A 13,684-nucleotide genomic window follows, 5' to 3' on the forward strand; every position below is an offset into this window, starting at 1 on the left:
AAGCTAGACTAAGTTCAATTTGCAAAAATTTAAGGCATTTTTATGATTTTTACAATTTCGCCTTTTTTCAGTCCGTCCGTTCGCTCAGCGGGGCAAACTAGCAAATTTGCATTTTGCAAAAGGTTGTTTAAAATCGCGCTACTTCCTTGCCTTTTGCCTTTTGTGGTGGCGTAAATTTGCCCGTTTTCGTTTATCAAACTAACGGCGCTAAATTCCAAAAACGGCGATTTTTTGGCATAATCTTCTGCTAAAATCGCCGAAATTTCGCACTCTTCGCTCACTCCAAAAGCCGAATTTAAAAACTCACGCAAATATAAAACGCAAGTAACCACGGCAGAAAACGGAAATCCCGGCAACGCAAAAATGTATTTTTCGCCGGTTTTGGCGATTTTTATGTGGCGACCCGGTTTTATGGCGGATTTATCGACGATGATTTCGAAGTTTTCTTTGACGATTTCTTTGACAAAATCAAAATCCCCCACGCTCACTCCGCCCGTGCTAAGCACTATGTCGGCACTTTTTAGCGCTGAGATTATGGATTTTTCAAGCAGTTCTTTTTCGTCTTTGACAACGGGCAAAATGATACTTTCGCAGCCCATTTTTTGCACTAAATTCGCAATCATTATGTGGTTTGAGCTATAAATTTGCGCCCCGTTTTCTAGGCTTTCGCCAAGTTCTTTGATTTCGCTTCCGGTGGAAAAAACGGCGACTTTGGGGCGAACAAAAACGCTTATATATGAAATGCCAAGTTCGGCTAAAAGCCCGATTACAGCGTAATTTATGCGTGTTCCTTTTTTGATTAGGATTTCGCCTTTGGCGTAGCTTTCGCCTATTTTTCTGACGGCAAAGCCTTGTGATACTGGCTTTATAACTTTGATAAATTCGTCCATGGCTTCGACATTTTCGATAGGAATTAGCGTGTCAGAGCCATTAGCCATAAGTGAGCCTGTAAAGGTTTTTATGCACTCGCCGTTATGAATTTCTATGCTGTTTTGCGTTCCTGCAGGAGTTTTGCCTAAAATTTTAATTTCAGCGTTTTCTTTTAAATCGCTAAATTTAAGCGCATACCCGTCCATAGCAGCGGTTGGCTGTTTTGGGTGGTTGTGTGGGGCGATTATGTCGGTGGCTAGAACTCTATCTAATGCCTGAGTTAGGGCGATTTTTTCTATACGATCCCATTTTGTAACGCTTTTTTTGAGATTTGCGATTGTATCTTCGAATTTCGGCAAATTTGGCATTTTTTTCCTTTCAAATTTAGCGAGTTAGCCCTAATTTTTTTAAAATTTGGTGTTTGCTAATGCGTTTTCTATTGTATTTGACGATGAAGTTTTTTTCAGTTTCGTAGCACTCGATAATGCCGTGCGTATCGCTAAGTGCGGTAAAATCGACTTTTATGCTTTTATCGAAATATAAATTTTTAAAAATTATCGGATTTGTCAAATTTAAAAGCAAAACAAACCAAATGACGGCTAAAACGACCACGACAAGGGCAAGGTAAAAAAGCCCGATTTCTTTTAACGCAATGCCGCCAAAAACGCCACCTACAAAGCTTCCTAAAAATCCAAATGAGTTAAAAACCCCAAGCGCAGAGCCTTTTTGGTGTGATTTGGCGAATTTTGACGCTAGGCTTTGCATAATCGGCTCGTGCATGTTAAATCCGATGAAAAATAAAATCACGGCAACGATGAAAACGCCAAGCGAATTTTCTGTGGCAAAAAGTGCGTAAGAAGCGATAAAAAATGCAATGCCGCTTAGCAAAATTTCCTTTGCCAAGCCCCGTTTTTCGCCAAGTGCGCCACTTAGTCCCATAGCAACTAGCCCAAAAATCATCGCCGTAATGTAAATTTTGTAAATTTGACTTTTATCAAAGCCAAGATTATTTACCAAAATGATAGGGATTATGAAAAATGCCGTGGTCATTAGCATTTTTTGCAAAAAGTTGCTTAAATTTAAAAGCAGTAAATTTTTGTCTTTTAAAATCTCGCTAAATGGCGTTTTTTCGCTTTTTGTGGTGATTTTTGGCTCTTTTGGAACGACTGCATAAAGCAAGATTAAACAAATCAAAGTCAAAAATGCGCTTAGATTAAAAATGCTAGAAAGTCCGAATTTATCGCTTAAAATCGGGCTTAAAACGATCGCGCTTGCAAAAGCTATGCCAATCATCGCGCCCATTATGCTCATAGCTTTGCCGCGTTCTTCTTCTTTTGTAAAATCGCTGATGAGTGCGGTGGCGACGGCTCCAACAGCTCCACAGCCTTGCAAACAGCGACCAAAAATCATAGTGTAAATTCCGCTGCTATAAGCGCAAACAATAGAGCCAATGATAAAAATCAAAAGCCCGATAGCAAGGGCATTTTTGCGACCGATTTTATCGCTAAGGATTCCAAATGGAGTTTGAAGTGCCATTTGCATAAAGGCATAAATTCCGATTAAAAAACCGACTAGTTTTTCGTCTGCTCCGTCCAAATTTAGAGCATAAAGGCTTAAAACGGGCAGAACTATAAAAAGCCCGAAAAACCTCGTTGCAACAATAAAACTTAAAGGTAAAACATTTTTTATCATAAAAATCCGTTGTAAAAAAATTCAATCACCCGTAAATTTGGGCGATTTTTTAAATTTAAAGATTATATTTTTTTATTAAATTATCAATTGTTCCGTCGTTTTTAAGCTCCGAAATAGCCTTATTTATTCTACCTTTTAGTTCATTTTTTGAACCGTCATTAGGAAATAAAATAGAAGTTTCAGCACTACCTACATCTTCTTGATAAAGAATTTCTAAATTTTTTCCATAGCCTACACTTTCATACGCAACAAGTTTATCTTTATCGGCTTGGCTCATGTGTTCGTAATCATTTGAAAGTATAGGCATACTTCTAGAATCAATCAAAAGAGCATCTGCTTTGCCGTCTTGCATAGCGGTAAATAAATTTATTAGCGCATTTCTATCTCGTCTGATAGGCTTTGCACCAAAAGCTTCTATCATCTCTTTTGCTACATCATCTCCGACATAGCCGACTTTTTTACCGACTAAATCATCGGTTGAATTTATGGGGCTTCCCGAAATTTTTAGAAAAATAAATCTTGGATTATAATACGAATCACTATAATCGCAATCTTGTGTAAATTTATCGTGCGTAAAAGCAGAGATTGCTATATCGACACTTTTTCCATTAACAGCACCACAAGCGCTATCGTGAGCTGTTTCTACAAAAGTATAGTTAAAACCTGCTTTTTGGGCGATAGCTGCGATTAGTTCAATATCAAAACCGACTAATTGATTGTTTGTATTTTTGTATTCAAATGGCGGATAAGTCGGGTCAATAGCGATTTTTAAATCTTCACCATACAAGAAATAAGTCAAAAACAAGAGCGAAAAAAGTACCTTTTTCATAATTCTTATCCTTACATTGATTTTACAAGTTTAAATTATACCACTTTTTTAATGAATTTTTGCAATAAATTTTTAAATTTAAATTCAACGAATTTGCCGAATTTTCGGCAAATTCAATTATTTCAAACCATATTTGTTAAGTAAGTTTTGTATAGTTCCGTCATTTCGCATTTGCACGATTGCTTCATCTATTTTATTTTTCAAAGCTTCTTGGCTACCGTCTTTTGGAAAAATGACGAAAGTTTCGGAATCATCAACAGGTTGTACATTGTAAATTTCAAAGTTACTCAAACCGCCGCTGATTAAATCAAGCCTGTCTCTATCGGCATCTGATAAAGTTTCAAGCTTTCCATATAAAATAGGCGCATTGCAACTATCCAAGACTATACTATCTACTTTACCTTCGTGAAGCAAAAGTAATGTCAAAACAAGGGTTCCTGATTTTTTAGGAACAGCTTTTCCGCCATAAGCAGTAACAACATCTTTTAAAACGCTACTATCGGCATCATAAGCAACTTTTTTACCAGCTAAATTCTCAGGGGTATTTATGTCTTTTCGACTTTTATCTTTTACAAAAAGAAGTTCGCTTTCAAAGTATGAGACTCCATGATCACAAGCCGCTGTGGCTTCATCGTCTCCAAAAGCAGAAATTCCTATATCAACTTTTTTTGCATTTACGGCATCGCAAATGCCATCGTATTCCATTTTAACGATTTCGATTTGAAATCCTGCTCGTTTTGCAAGTTCGTTAGCAAGATCAACATCAAAGCCCTTGATATTTCCTGCTTGGTCTAAGTATTCAAATGGCGGATATTGATAATCCATACCTACTTTTATGGTATCGGCAAATAAAAAACTTCCACCAAACAGAAACAAAAATAAAACTTTTTTCATCTATCGTTTCTCGCTTTCTTTTTGGAATTGTTTTTATATTATAGCATTTGTTTTGAAAAAATTAGACGATTTTAGTCAAAATTCACAAAAATCTCTAAATTTAGCCAATTTATAAGAAATTTCAGATGAAAAAATATAGAAATTAAATTCATAAAAAAGAAATGAGAACAAAATAAAAAGATAAAATAGCTCTTTTTATGAATTTAAAATAAAATTTAGCTAAATTTGTTACTTTTATGCGACAGGTATAACAAAAAAATTTAAATTTGAGAGAATTTGCCGAAAATTCGGCAAATTCGTAGATGAAATTTTCTAATTAATTTTATATTTTTCAAGTAGTTTTTTTATAAAACCATCTTGTCTCATCGACAAAATGGCGCCATTTATTTTCTTTTTTAGCTCTTCGTGTCGTCCGTCTTTTGGGAAGATAGCAAAAGTTTCGCTATCGTATCCGTGTTGTTTATCAAAAACAGCAAAACTTTCAAGCCCACCACTAATAAATTCTAACTTATCTATATCATTTTGTGTTAAAAATTCTGTGTCGCCATGCACAACAGGCATATTTAAATCATACACCATAACGCTATCAACCTGTCCTTCGCTTAAAGAAAGCAGACTTGGTATGATAGTTCCTGCTCTTTTTGGAATCGGTCTTGCCCCTAAATCAATTATAAAATCCTTCATTGCACTACTATCTCTATCGTAAGCAACCTTTTTATCCTTTAAATCAGCCGCATTTTTAATATCATCTCTATTTTTATTTTTGATAAAAACATACGAAGATTCAAAATAAGAAAGCCCATGGTCGCAATCTTTCGTGGCATCATCTGTGGCAAAAGCTGAAATTCCTATATCGACACTACCTGAATTTATGGCTGCACAAGCGTCATTGTAAGGGACATAGACTATTTGAAATTCTAGTCCTGTTCTCTTTGAGATCTCTGTTGCAAGATCAACATCAAATCCTATAATGTTGCCGTCTTTTTGATATTCAAATGGTGGAAATTCGTTATCCATGGCGACTTTAATAGGATCAGCATATAAAAAACTTCCAAGAGCAAGAAAAAATAAAACTTTTTTCATTTTAACTACCTTTCGTTTTTGAGATAAAATTAAGTTATAATTCTACCAAATTTTATTTAAAATATTTTGTAAATTTGTTACTATCGTATATGTTTAACTAAAAATCACTAAATTTGGGTAAAATTATGCGAAATTTTTTAAAGGAAAAGCATGAAAATTTTACTTGCAACTGGAAATTACGGAAAAGTCAAAGAGATAAAAGAATTTTACAATGAATTTGAAATTTATGCGTTAAATGAAGTTTTAGAGCCTTTTGAGATTGTTGAAGACGGAAAAACTTTTAAAGAAAATGCTTTGATAAAAGCAAGGGCGGTTTTTGAAAAACTAAAAGAGAAAAATTTGCAAGATGAATTTGTCGTGCTAAGCGATGATAGCGGTATTAGCGTAGAAGCTATTGATTGGCGACCGGGGATTTTTTCGGCTCGTTATAGTGGCGAAAATGCCACTGACGCAACTAACCGCGCAAAGGTAATTAGCGAACTAAATTCACTAAATTTGAGCCAAAGTAGGGCATTTTACACTGCCTGTATCGCCGTTGTGAGTAAATTTGGCGAATTTAGCGCACACGGATTTATGCACGGAAAAGTGATAAACGAAGAGCGTGGAGAGCATGGCTTTGGGTATGATTTTATGTTTATTCCAAATGGATTTTCACAAACTATTGGCGAGTTACCGATTGAAACAAAGCTAAAAATTTCGCACCGAACAAAAGGCTTAACAATAGCTAAACATATATTGGATATCCTAAATAGAATAATTTCACAAAAAATATGAAAAATTTGAAAAAAATTTTTATTAATAAAAAGTTAATTATATTTTTTATAGTATTTTAAGTGCCTAAAATTCGGTTGCTGTCTTGTATTTAAAAAATCGTTTTTTTTTTTTTTGTTTTTTTGCTATAATTTCGCCACTAAATGCAACAATGTTATAGATCTTAGTTTAAGGAGACGGCTATGAAAAAATTACTTATTTCATTGTTTGTTTTATCTTCGTTTGTTTTTTCTGCGTCGTTGCAAGAAATTCAAGAATCTAAAAAAGTTAAAATTGGTATAAGGGCAAAACTTCCGCCGTTTTCAAACCAAGATGAAAACGGAATAAGCGATGGTTTTGAGGTTTCCTTAGCCAAGGAAATCGCCAAAAAACTTGTTGGCGAAGATGGTGAAATCGAGTTTATTGTTTTAAATGCAAAAGATAGAATTCCTATGTTAGAAAGCGGTGAAATCGACATTGCCGTGGCAAATTTCACCAAAACACCTGAACGAGCAAAAAAAGTTGATTTTTCTACGCCGTATTTATCGAACACACAAGCAGTTATCACTCGCAAAATAGATAAAATCGAAAATATAAAAGATTTAAGCGGTAAGCGAATGCTAGTAACCAAAGCTACCACAAGTGATGATTGGCTACAAATAAATGCTCAAAAATACGGACTTGAAGTCGTGTATTGTAATAGCGTTAAAGAGTGTGGTCAGGCATTAGCTGATGATGAAGGCGATGGCTATATACATACAAATATCCTTAATGCTGCTGTTCCGCTTAATAATGACGACCTTGAAATGGGTATTAAAAGCATAGGTGGATTGGATTATGTTTGTGCAGGAGTTGTTAAGGGAAATACTGATTTGCTTAAAGTCATAAATGATACAATCATCGAGCTAAGTGCGACAAATTTTTTCAAAGATGTTTATGATGATACTTTTGAATCGTTTTATAAAGGAACAGTCGATAGAAAGCACTTATTGCTTGACGATTTATATAAGGCATTGTTGTACTGATACAAAAAGGGCTTTATGCTTTTGCATATAAGCCCTAAAATTTATCGATTATTCTACAACTTCGTAGTTTGGTTTTTGAGCCATACACTCTTTATATTTTTTTACAATTTTTGCATTTTGTTCGCCTTTTTTAGCAACAATACTGTAAAAATCTAGTATTGCTTGTTCGCAATATGTGTTACTAATATCGATACTGCTTAAATCTTCTGTCACCATGTGGAGTAGCGCAATTTTGTCGTTTGAAGTTATTGCATTTAACGAACTTGCCAAAAATAACGCAGTTAAAAGTAGGGCTACTTTTTTCATTGATTATCCTTTTTTGAGAAATTTAACGGAAATTTTCTTTAATAATTTTGGAATAATATCAGAAGTTAAATAAAAATTAAATAAAAGTAAATGGAAATATAAATTTTATTAAATATTAGCAAATTCGCAAATTAGATTTTTTTACTATGTTTTAAGTGGAAATTTCACACTCCCATATATGCAGCCCACATCGCAAAATAGCAAGAAAAATATATAAAAATACCAAAGAGAAATAAAATTCCGCAAACGGCGATGATAAATTTATATTTTAATGTCTGTTTGCCTAATTTGCGAGATTTTTTAAATTTAATCACGCCAAAAACAAAGCCAATCCAAAAAATCACAAAAAATAGAACTAAAAAAATTTTAAAATAGGGATTATAGGTAAAAATTAAGCCTTGCAAATATACAAGAAATTTAGTCCAAAGTGTCGATTCGTAGGGCAAATTTAGTCCTTTTTTAAATTTAAAATTGCCAAATTCGACTTTAAATTTGCCGAATTTGGCGAATTTTGTCTATAAATTTAGTGAAATTTAGCAAATTTCACTCATAAATTTACTCCACAACTCTACTTTCGTTTGGATCCATTTCGATGATTTCCCATGGTAAGCCTTGGCGATTTAGCTCGTCCATAAATGGCTTGGCATCAAATTCTTCCATATTAAATACGCCTTTTCCATTCCATTTGCCAGTTGCTATCATCATTGAGCCAATCATCGCAGGTACGCCTGTGGTGTAGCTAACGGCTTGTGCGCCAGTCTCTGCGTAGCACTCTTCGTGGTCGCAGACATTGTAAATATAAACTTTGCGTGGTTTTCCGTCTTTGACGCCTTTTATCACGCAGCCGATATTTGTTTTGCCTTTGGTGCGTGGTCCTAGACTTGCAGGGTCAGGAAGCAAAGTCTTTAAAAACTGGATTGGCACGATTTTCATGCCGTTGTGTTCTACTTCATCGATTCGAAGCATGCCGACATTTTCTAGGCAACGCATGTGCGTAAGATAACTTTGCCCAAAAGTCATAAAAAAGCGAATTCGCTTTAAGCCCTTGATATTTTTAACCAAACTTTCCATTTCTTCGTGGTAAAGCAAATAGCTATCTTTTACGCCGACTTTGGGATAGTCCCATTTCATCATTATTTCAAGCGGTTTTGTGGTGATCCACGAGCCATCTTCCCAGTATCTACCATTAGCTGAAACTTCACGCAGATTAATTTCTGGGTTAAAATTTGTCGCAAACGCGTATCCGTGGTCTCCTGCGTTGCAGTCCAAAATATCAATCTCATTTATTTCATCGAATAAATTTTGCTGCGCGTAGGCGCAAAATACATTTGTAACGCCCGGATCAAATCCGCTTCCAAGAAGTGCGGGAATTCCTGCGTTTTTAAAATCATCATTTTTCGCCCATTGAAGTTTGTATTCAAAGTGCGCGGTGTCTGGGTGCTCGTAGTTTGCGGTATCGATATATGGGATACCAGCTTTCAAACAAGCGTCCATTAGTGTGAGATCTTGATACGGTAAAGCCACATTTAAAAGCAAATCTGCCCCGATTTCTTTGGCGAATTTTGCCACGGCTTCCGTATCATCGGCATCGATTTTGGCCGTTGCGATTTCTACGCCAAGGCGATCTTTTATAAATTTAGCGATTTCATCGCATTTGCTTTTAGTTCTACTTGCTAGTGTGATTTTGGTAAAAACCTGCGAATTCATCGCACATTTCACGGTTGCCACACGGCTTACTCCACCCGCTCCGATAATCAAAATATGGCTCATTTTGTTTTCCTTTTATCAAATTTAAATTGCGAATTTATATCGATTTCCAAAATTTTCATCGATTTTATTATATATTTTTTTATTTGCGTAGTAAATTTTCTCGCCGTTTTCAAGGTCAAATTCTTGATAAGCTCTGATTATTACCCATTTTCTACCGATTTCAGCGACTTTAAGATGAATCGTGCTTTTTTTGCCGGTTGTCATCACCATAGCATATAGCTGTCTGTAAAACGGAATTTGCTCTTGCATTTTTTTTGTATCTTCTAGTAGCTCTTTGTATTTCATGGCTAACATAGTTTGCCCTTGTTCTAGGTGTTTTCTATATTTTGTGTTATATTTTTCTATCTCTTTTGAAAGGTCTAAATTTAGATGATTTTCAAAAAAAGTTAGCATTTCGTTACGAAATTTACCCCTTGCATAGGCGTAGGCTTCTTGTATGTTGTTTTGAATTTCGCAATCATAAACATTGCATGTATCGCTACCTATGTAAATATTAATTCCTGATGTCAAAACCCCGTCTTTATATTCATCTCCGAGCATTTTTTTTATTTTTTTGACAACGGTATCGATTTTAGTACCGTTTTTGACAGATAATCGCATTTTTTATCCTTTTTAAATTTAAAATTAAAACCTTCATTTTATCTAAATTTATTTAAATTTTTAATATAAATCTTATCAACAAAAAAGCTATATAAAACATAAAAATGCCAACTACAAAATCAATAATTCGCCAAGCTTTTGTGTTCATAAAAAGTTTTGAAAGCTTCATAGCACCGTATCCAAGAGAAAAAAACCAAATAAAAGATGCAAGAACGCTTCCTAACCAAAAATAAATTCGCTCTTGCAAATTTAGCGTGGTTCCTATTCCGCCTACGATAACAACGGTATCTAAATAAACATGCGGATTTAAAAGCGTAACGGCAAGGGTTTTGAGTGCTGTTTTTGAGAGTTTTTGTGGGACGGCATTTTTGATTTTAGCGAAATTTGAGCCACGAAATGACGAAATAAAAGCGTTTAAGCCAAAAGCGAGTAAAAATAAAATGCCACACACGCCAAGCCAAAATGATAAATTTTCATTTTTTGCAAAAACTTCGCCGATACCAAAAATCCCACACGCCATCAAAATCGCATCACAAATAAAGCAGATAAAGCAAACAACAAAAATATGATTTTTCATAAGTCCTTGTTGTAAAACAAAAACATTTTGTGCGCCGATGGCGATGATTAGGGAAAAGCTTAAAATCGCTCCGTTTAAAAAAGAGACAAACATAGGCTAAATTTGTTCGCCCTTTTCTTTAAATTCGATGAATTTATTTCTTAAAATTCCGCAAATTTCATAAAATGATTTTTCGTAAATGTTTGGCAAAGTAGCTTCATCTTCACTATAAAATCTAACGAAATTAAATCTATCTTCGCACGAAAAATTTTTTTTGAATTTAAAATTTAAAACCTGCACATTTTTTGCCGTGTGAAATGTTCTTATGCTTATATCTTCAATGTCCTTAAAATCGAATTTCATCTGTTTTTTAGAGTGTTCAATCATAAATCCGTCATCATAAATTTCCATATAATTTTTACTAAGCAGTTTTGCTATGCAAAATCCTATACAAGCAAGCCCAACGATGAGTGCAAAAATATAAGCCCCACCTTCGTTATTTAGCGTTCCAAGTGTTCCTGCGACTATGAGAATAATCGCTCCAATTAGCGTGTAAAGTGCAGATTTTTTGTTTTCTTTAATTGTCATTGCTGCCTACTTAAAAATTGTGAAATTTGTTGATAAACTTTGTAATTAAACGAATCGGTTACTCGTGCGATACCACCGGCGTCCGGTTCGCTTTGATAGTTTAAATTTGTTGCGTAATCTTTAAATTCTTTGCCGTTTTTAACCCTAATCAAAAGGCTTAATTGCCCGTCATAAATATAGCTTGTAACGCCGTAATAATCGTCATCTGGAAATCCTAACGGAAATCCCATGCCCATGCCAAGCCCAAAGTGGCGTGAAAATCTACCCATACCAAATCCAAAACCAAATGTCGGGCGAAATCTATCATCTCTATAAGCAATGCGTCTAAAATAGTTTAAATTTCCTTCGATTAAAATATTTGCTTTGTCTTTTGAAACTACGCTATATCCGTCTTGTGTAAGATATTCTTCGATTGCAGTGGTTAAATTTGAATCAAAATTGCTAGTGTTTGTAAATGCGACATTTACGAGCTTTTTATCTGGTAAATTTGTGATAAAAATCGGATCGCTAGATTTTATAATGCCTGAATTTCGCGCAACACCGCTACTAGCACAACCTGTTAGGAAAAAAGTCATAAGAACTGCCAAAAATAAAACTCTAAATTTATTCATCGCAAATCCTTTCATCAAATTTAGCGATGATTTTACCAAATTTTATAAAATAAATTCAAAATTTGGTTAAATTTAAACTCGAATTTGCGAATTTTGCTTACACTGGCGATCGCCACGACCACTTCGTGGTCTCGCAATGACAATGAAAGCGAATTTGCAAAAATAATCCAATACCAAAATTGACAATCAAATGCCGACGATTTTTAGCGTGGCAAACACAAGATAAGACTTTGTTTGTCTATCGGTGGTTGTCACGCTAAAAAGCTAGGCTCGTTTCAATCGAGATTAAATTCATAGAAATTTAATGCGTCGCAAAATACTCTTTGATTTTTGCCTTATCATCTGTTTTACTTAAAGCCGTCATCAGCAAAACTCTCGCTTTTTGCGGATTTAAATTATCCCCGCTTAAAAATCCGAGTTTTTCATCATCTACTTCGCCGCCGACACTAGTCGAGCCGCTTCCTGTGCGAGATGAGCGAACTACGATAACGCCACTTTTTGCAGCATTTTCAAGTGCTTCTGCGACACTTGGATATGGATTTCCGTTTCCCATACCAGCTAAAATAATCCCTTTTGCGCCTTTTTCTACGGCTAAATTTACAAAATCTGCCGTATCGTTTGTGTGAGCATAAACAATATCAACTCGTGGAAATTCTTTTATATCTTTTATGTTAAATTCGCTATCTACCGTGTGTTTGCGTGTGCTTTGCATATAATAATTTACAATGCCAAAATTTACACTTCCGATTTTACCCGAATTTGGCGAAGCAAAAGTAGCAACCGAAGTTGTATTTGTTTTGCTTACTTCTCTTGCGGCGTGAATTTCATCGTTTAAGACAACCAACGCACCTTTTCCCCAGCTTTTTGGATTTATCGCGACATTTACGGCGTTAAAAATATTTAGCGGTCCGTCTGCGCTTATGGAAGTTCCTGAGCGCATGGCTCCCACAAAAACGATAGGTTTTTTGCTTTTTACTACCAAATTTAAAAAATACGCACTTTCTTCCATAGTATCGGTTCCATGCGTGATAACCACGCCATCAACATCGTTTTTAACCAAAAGCTCATTTACTCTATTTGCGAGTTTCAGCCAGACTTCGTTATTCATCTCTTGTGAGCCGATATTTGAAATTTGCTCACCTTTTATGGTTGCAAGTTCTTTTATTTCAGGAACAGAAGCTATAAGCTGATCTACGGTGGCCGTGCCTGATGTGTAGTCTCCGCTAAGTGTGCTTTCGCTGCTTCCTGCGATCGTCCCGCCGGTAGCTAATATATAAATAGTAGGTTTTGCAACAAGCGTTGAAGCAGCTAGAAATGTAGTTAATGCGACTTTGTTTAAGAAATTCATAGCTTATCCTTTGTAAATTTAAAAATTTAAGCGAATTTTACCATAAATAAAAACTAGTTTTGTAAATTTGCGAAGCAAATTTTCTCATAAAATCAAATTTAGAAAAAAGTTTTTAACTTTTTGAATTTGCTTTTACGAAAATTTGCATTTTAAAAATTTATTGCTATAATTTCGCCAAAAAAATTTTAAGGATTTTAAATGGGTTTAAAAAGCGACAAGTGGATACGAAAAATGAGCGTAGAAAATGAAATGATAACGCCATTTTGCGAAGAAAATGTTGGCAAAGGCGTGGTAAGTTATGGCGTTTCTAGCTATGGATATGATATAAGAGTAGGAAATGAGTTTAAAATCTTTACAAATATCGGCGGAACGGTTGTGGATCCAAAGAATTTTGATGAAAAAAATGTGGTTGATTTTGTAGGCGATGTCTGCATTGTCCCGCCAAATTCGTTCGCACTTGCTAGAACTGTGGAGTATTTTAAAATGCCACGCGATGTTTTAGCGATTTGTCTTGGCAAAAGCACTTATGCAAGGTGCGGAATAATCGTAAATGTAACGCCGTTTGAGCCGGGATTTGAAGGTCATATTACGATTGAGATTTCAAATACAACGCCATTGCCTGCTAAAATTTACGCAAATGAAGGCATTGCGCAAGTTTTATTTTTGCAAGGTGATGAGCCGTGCGAAGTAAGTTATAGCGACAAAAAAGGCAAATACCAAAGTCAAACAGGCATTACTTTGCCACGAATTTTGAAATAAATA

Annotated in this window: 16 protein-coding genes; 3 read left to right on the top strand and 13 right to left on the bottom strand. The window is 35.0% G+C overall.

Annotated features, from left to right (window positions below; translation table 11 throughout):
- Positions 1-29: 29 nt before the first annotated feature.
- The 5 genes from PF028_RS06865 to PF028_RS06885 form a co-directional block, all read right to left on the bottom strand.
- Positions 30-1,238: a molybdopterin molybdotransferase MoeA gene (locus tag PF028_RS06865; protein WP_270860458.1), complete on the bottom strand. Its 1,209-nt coding sequence runs from the start codon at positions 1,236-1,238 to the stop codon at positions 30-32.
- Between the two features lie 16 nt (positions 1,239-1,254).
- A complete protein-coding gene (locus PF028_RS06870; protein ID WP_270860459.1) occupies positions 1,255-2,562 on the bottom strand; it encodes an MFS transporter in 1,308 nt (435 codons plus the stop codon).
- Between the two features lie 55 nt (positions 2,563-2,617).
- Positions 2,618-3,391 carry a transporter substrate-binding domain-containing protein gene (locus tag PF028_RS06875; protein ID WP_270860460.1) on the bottom strand — a complete coding sequence of 258 codons (774 nt, stop codon included), beginning with the start codon at positions 3,389-3,391 and terminating at the stop codon, positions 2,618-2,620.
- A 117-nt stretch (positions 3,392-3,508) separates the two neighbouring features.
- Entirely contained in the window at positions 3,509-4,285 is a 777-nt protein-coding gene (locus PF028_RS06880) for a substrate-binding periplasmic protein (RefSeq protein ID WP_270860461.1), read from the bottom strand.
- Positions 4,286-4,597: 312 nt separating this feature from the next.
- Positions 4,598-5,368 (bottom strand): substrate-binding periplasmic protein, encoded by a 771-nt coding sequence (locus PF028_RS06885; RefSeq protein ID WP_270860462.1) that lies wholly within the window; start codon positions 5,366-5,368, stop codon positions 4,598-4,600.
- A 150-nt stretch (positions 5,369-5,518) separates the two neighbouring features.
- On the opposite strand from PF028_RS06885, the gene PF028_RS06890 reads away from it, so the two are divergent.
- Positions 5,519-6,142 (top strand): non-canonical purine NTP pyrophosphatase, encoded by a 624-nt coding sequence (locus PF028_RS06890; RefSeq protein ID WP_270860463.1) that lies wholly within the window; start codon positions 5,519-5,521, stop codon positions 6,140-6,142.
- A gap of 179 nt (positions 6,143-6,321) precedes the next feature.
- A complete protein-coding gene (locus PF028_RS06895) occupies positions 6,322-7,143 on the top strand; it encodes a transporter substrate-binding domain-containing protein (protein ID WP_270860464.1) in 822 nt (273 codons plus the stop codon).
- Between the two features lie 48 nt (positions 7,144-7,191).
- Here the strand turns inward: PF028_RS06895 and PF028_RS06900 are convergent, their stop codons facing one another.
- From PF028_RS06900 to PF028_RS06935, 8 genes are all read right to left on the bottom strand, one after another.
- Entirely contained in the window at positions 7,192-7,449 is a 258-nt protein-coding gene (locus tag PF028_RS06900; RefSeq protein WP_270860465.1) for a hypothetical protein, read from the bottom strand.
- Between the two features lie 164 nt (positions 7,450-7,613).
- Complete coding sequence (locus tag PF028_RS06905; RefSeq protein WP_270860466.1) at positions 7,614-7,895, bottom strand: hypothetical protein; 282 nt, start codon at positions 7,893-7,895, stop codon at positions 7,614-7,616.
- Between the two features lie 109 nt (positions 7,896-8,004).
- Positions 8,005-9,219 (bottom strand): saccharopine dehydrogenase family protein, encoded by a 1,215-nt coding sequence (locus PF028_RS06910; RefSeq protein ID WP_270860467.1) that lies wholly within the window; start codon positions 9,217-9,219, stop codon positions 8,005-8,007.
- 21 nt (positions 9,220-9,240) lie between these two features.
- Positions 9,241-9,819: a hypothetical protein gene (locus PF028_RS06915; protein ID WP_270860468.1), complete on the bottom strand. Its 579-nt coding sequence runs from the start codon at positions 9,817-9,819 to the stop codon at positions 9,241-9,243.
- Positions 9,820-9,871: 52 nt separating this feature from the next.
- Complete coding sequence (locus PF028_RS06920; RefSeq protein WP_270860469.1) at positions 9,872-10,489, bottom strand: LysE/ArgO family amino acid transporter; 618 nt, start codon at positions 10,487-10,489, stop codon at positions 9,872-9,874.
- Positions 10,490-10,492: 3 nt separating this feature from the next.
- Positions 10,493-10,963 carry a hypothetical protein gene (locus PF028_RS06925; RefSeq protein WP_270860470.1) on the bottom strand — a complete coding sequence of 157 codons (471 nt, stop codon included), beginning with the start codon at positions 10,961-10,963 and terminating at the stop codon, positions 10,493-10,495.
- Entirely contained in the window at positions 10,960-11,574 is a 615-nt protein-coding gene (locus PF028_RS06930) for a hypothetical protein (RefSeq protein ID WP_270860471.1), read from the bottom strand. The genes PF028_RS06925 and PF028_RS06930 overlap by 4 nt, the downstream gene beginning before the upstream one ends.
- Positions 11,575-11,875: 301 nt before the next feature.
- Positions 11,876-12,922, bottom strand: coding sequence for a type II asparaginase (locus tag PF028_RS06935; RefSeq protein WP_270860472.1), 1,047 nt, complete (start codon positions 12,920-12,922; stop codon positions 11,876-11,878).
- 198 nt (positions 12,923-13,120) lie between these two features.
- Between PF028_RS06935 and dcd the strand changes: the two genes are divergently transcribed.
- Positions 13,121-13,681 carry a dCTP deaminase gene (gene dcd, locus PF028_RS06940; RefSeq protein WP_270860473.1) on the top strand — a complete coding sequence of 187 codons (561 nt, stop codon included), beginning with the start codon at positions 13,121-13,123 and terminating at the stop codon, positions 13,679-13,681.
- The last annotated feature ends 3 nt before the right edge of the window (positions 13,682-13,684 follow it).

The organism is Campylobacter sp. CN_NE2, from assembly GCF_027797465.1.
Lineage (GTDB): Bacteria > Campylobacterota > Campylobacteria > Campylobacterales > Campylobacteraceae > Campylobacter_B.

Excerpts from the sequence above, each read along its gene's own strand:
- PF028_RS06895 (WP_270860464.1), top strand. The coding sequence starts at position 6,322 with ATGAAAAAATTACTTATTTCATTGTTTGTTTTATCTTCGTTTGTTTTT.
- PF028_RS06900 (WP_270860465.1), bottom strand. The coding sequence starts at position 7,449 with ATGAAAAAAGTAGCCCTACTTTTAACTGCGTTATTTTTGGCAAGTTCG.
- PF028_RS06915 (WP_270860468.1), bottom strand. The coding sequence starts at position 9,819 with ATGCGATTATCTGTCAAAAACGGTACTAAAATCGATACCGTTGTCAAA.
- PF028_RS06885 (WP_270860462.1), bottom strand. The coding sequence starts at position 5,368 with ATGAAAAAAGTTTTATTTTTTCTTGCTCTTGGAAGTTTTTTATATGCT.
- PF028_RS06925 (WP_270860470.1), bottom strand. The coding sequence starts at position 10,963 with ATGACAATTAAAGAAAACAAAAAATCTGCACTTTACACGCTAATTGGA.
- PF028_RS06910 (WP_270860467.1), bottom strand. The coding sequence starts at position 9,219 with ATGAGCCATATTTTGATTATCGGAGCGGGTGGAGTAAGCCGTGTGGCA.
- PF028_RS06890 (WP_270860463.1), top strand. The coding sequence starts at position 5,519 with ATGAAAATTTTACTTGCAACTGGAAATTACGGAAAAGTCAAAGAGATA.
- PF028_RS06875 (WP_270860460.1), bottom strand. The coding sequence starts at position 3,391 with ATGAAAAAGGTACTTTTTTCGCTCTTGTTTTTGACTTATTTCTTGTAT.
- PF028_RS06870 (WP_270860459.1), bottom strand. The coding sequence starts at position 2,562 with ATGATAAAAAATGTTTTACCTTTAAGTTTTATTGTTGCAACGAGGTTT.
- dcd (WP_270860473.1), top strand. The coding sequence starts at position 13,121 with ATGGGTTTAAAAAGCGACAAGTGGATACGAAAAATGAGCGTAGAAAAT.
- PF028_RS06930 (WP_270860471.1), bottom strand. The coding sequence starts at position 11,574 with ATGAATAAATTTAGAGTTTTATTTTTGGCAGTTCTTATGACTTTTTTC.
- PF028_RS06935 (WP_270860472.1), bottom strand. The coding sequence starts at position 12,922 with ATGAATTTCTTAAACAAAGTCGCATTAACTACATTTCTAGCTGCTTCA.
- PF028_RS06920 (WP_270860469.1), bottom strand. The coding sequence starts at position 10,489 with ATGTTTGTCTCTTTTTTAAACGGAGCGATTTTAAGCTTTTCCCTAATC.
- PF028_RS06865 (WP_270860458.1), bottom strand. The coding sequence starts at position 1,238 with ATGCCAAATTTGCCGAAATTCGAAGATACAATCGCAAATCTCAAAAAA.
- PF028_RS06880 (WP_270860461.1), bottom strand. The coding sequence starts at position 4,285 with ATGAAAAAAGTTTTATTTTTGTTTCTGTTTGGTGGAAGTTTTTTATTT.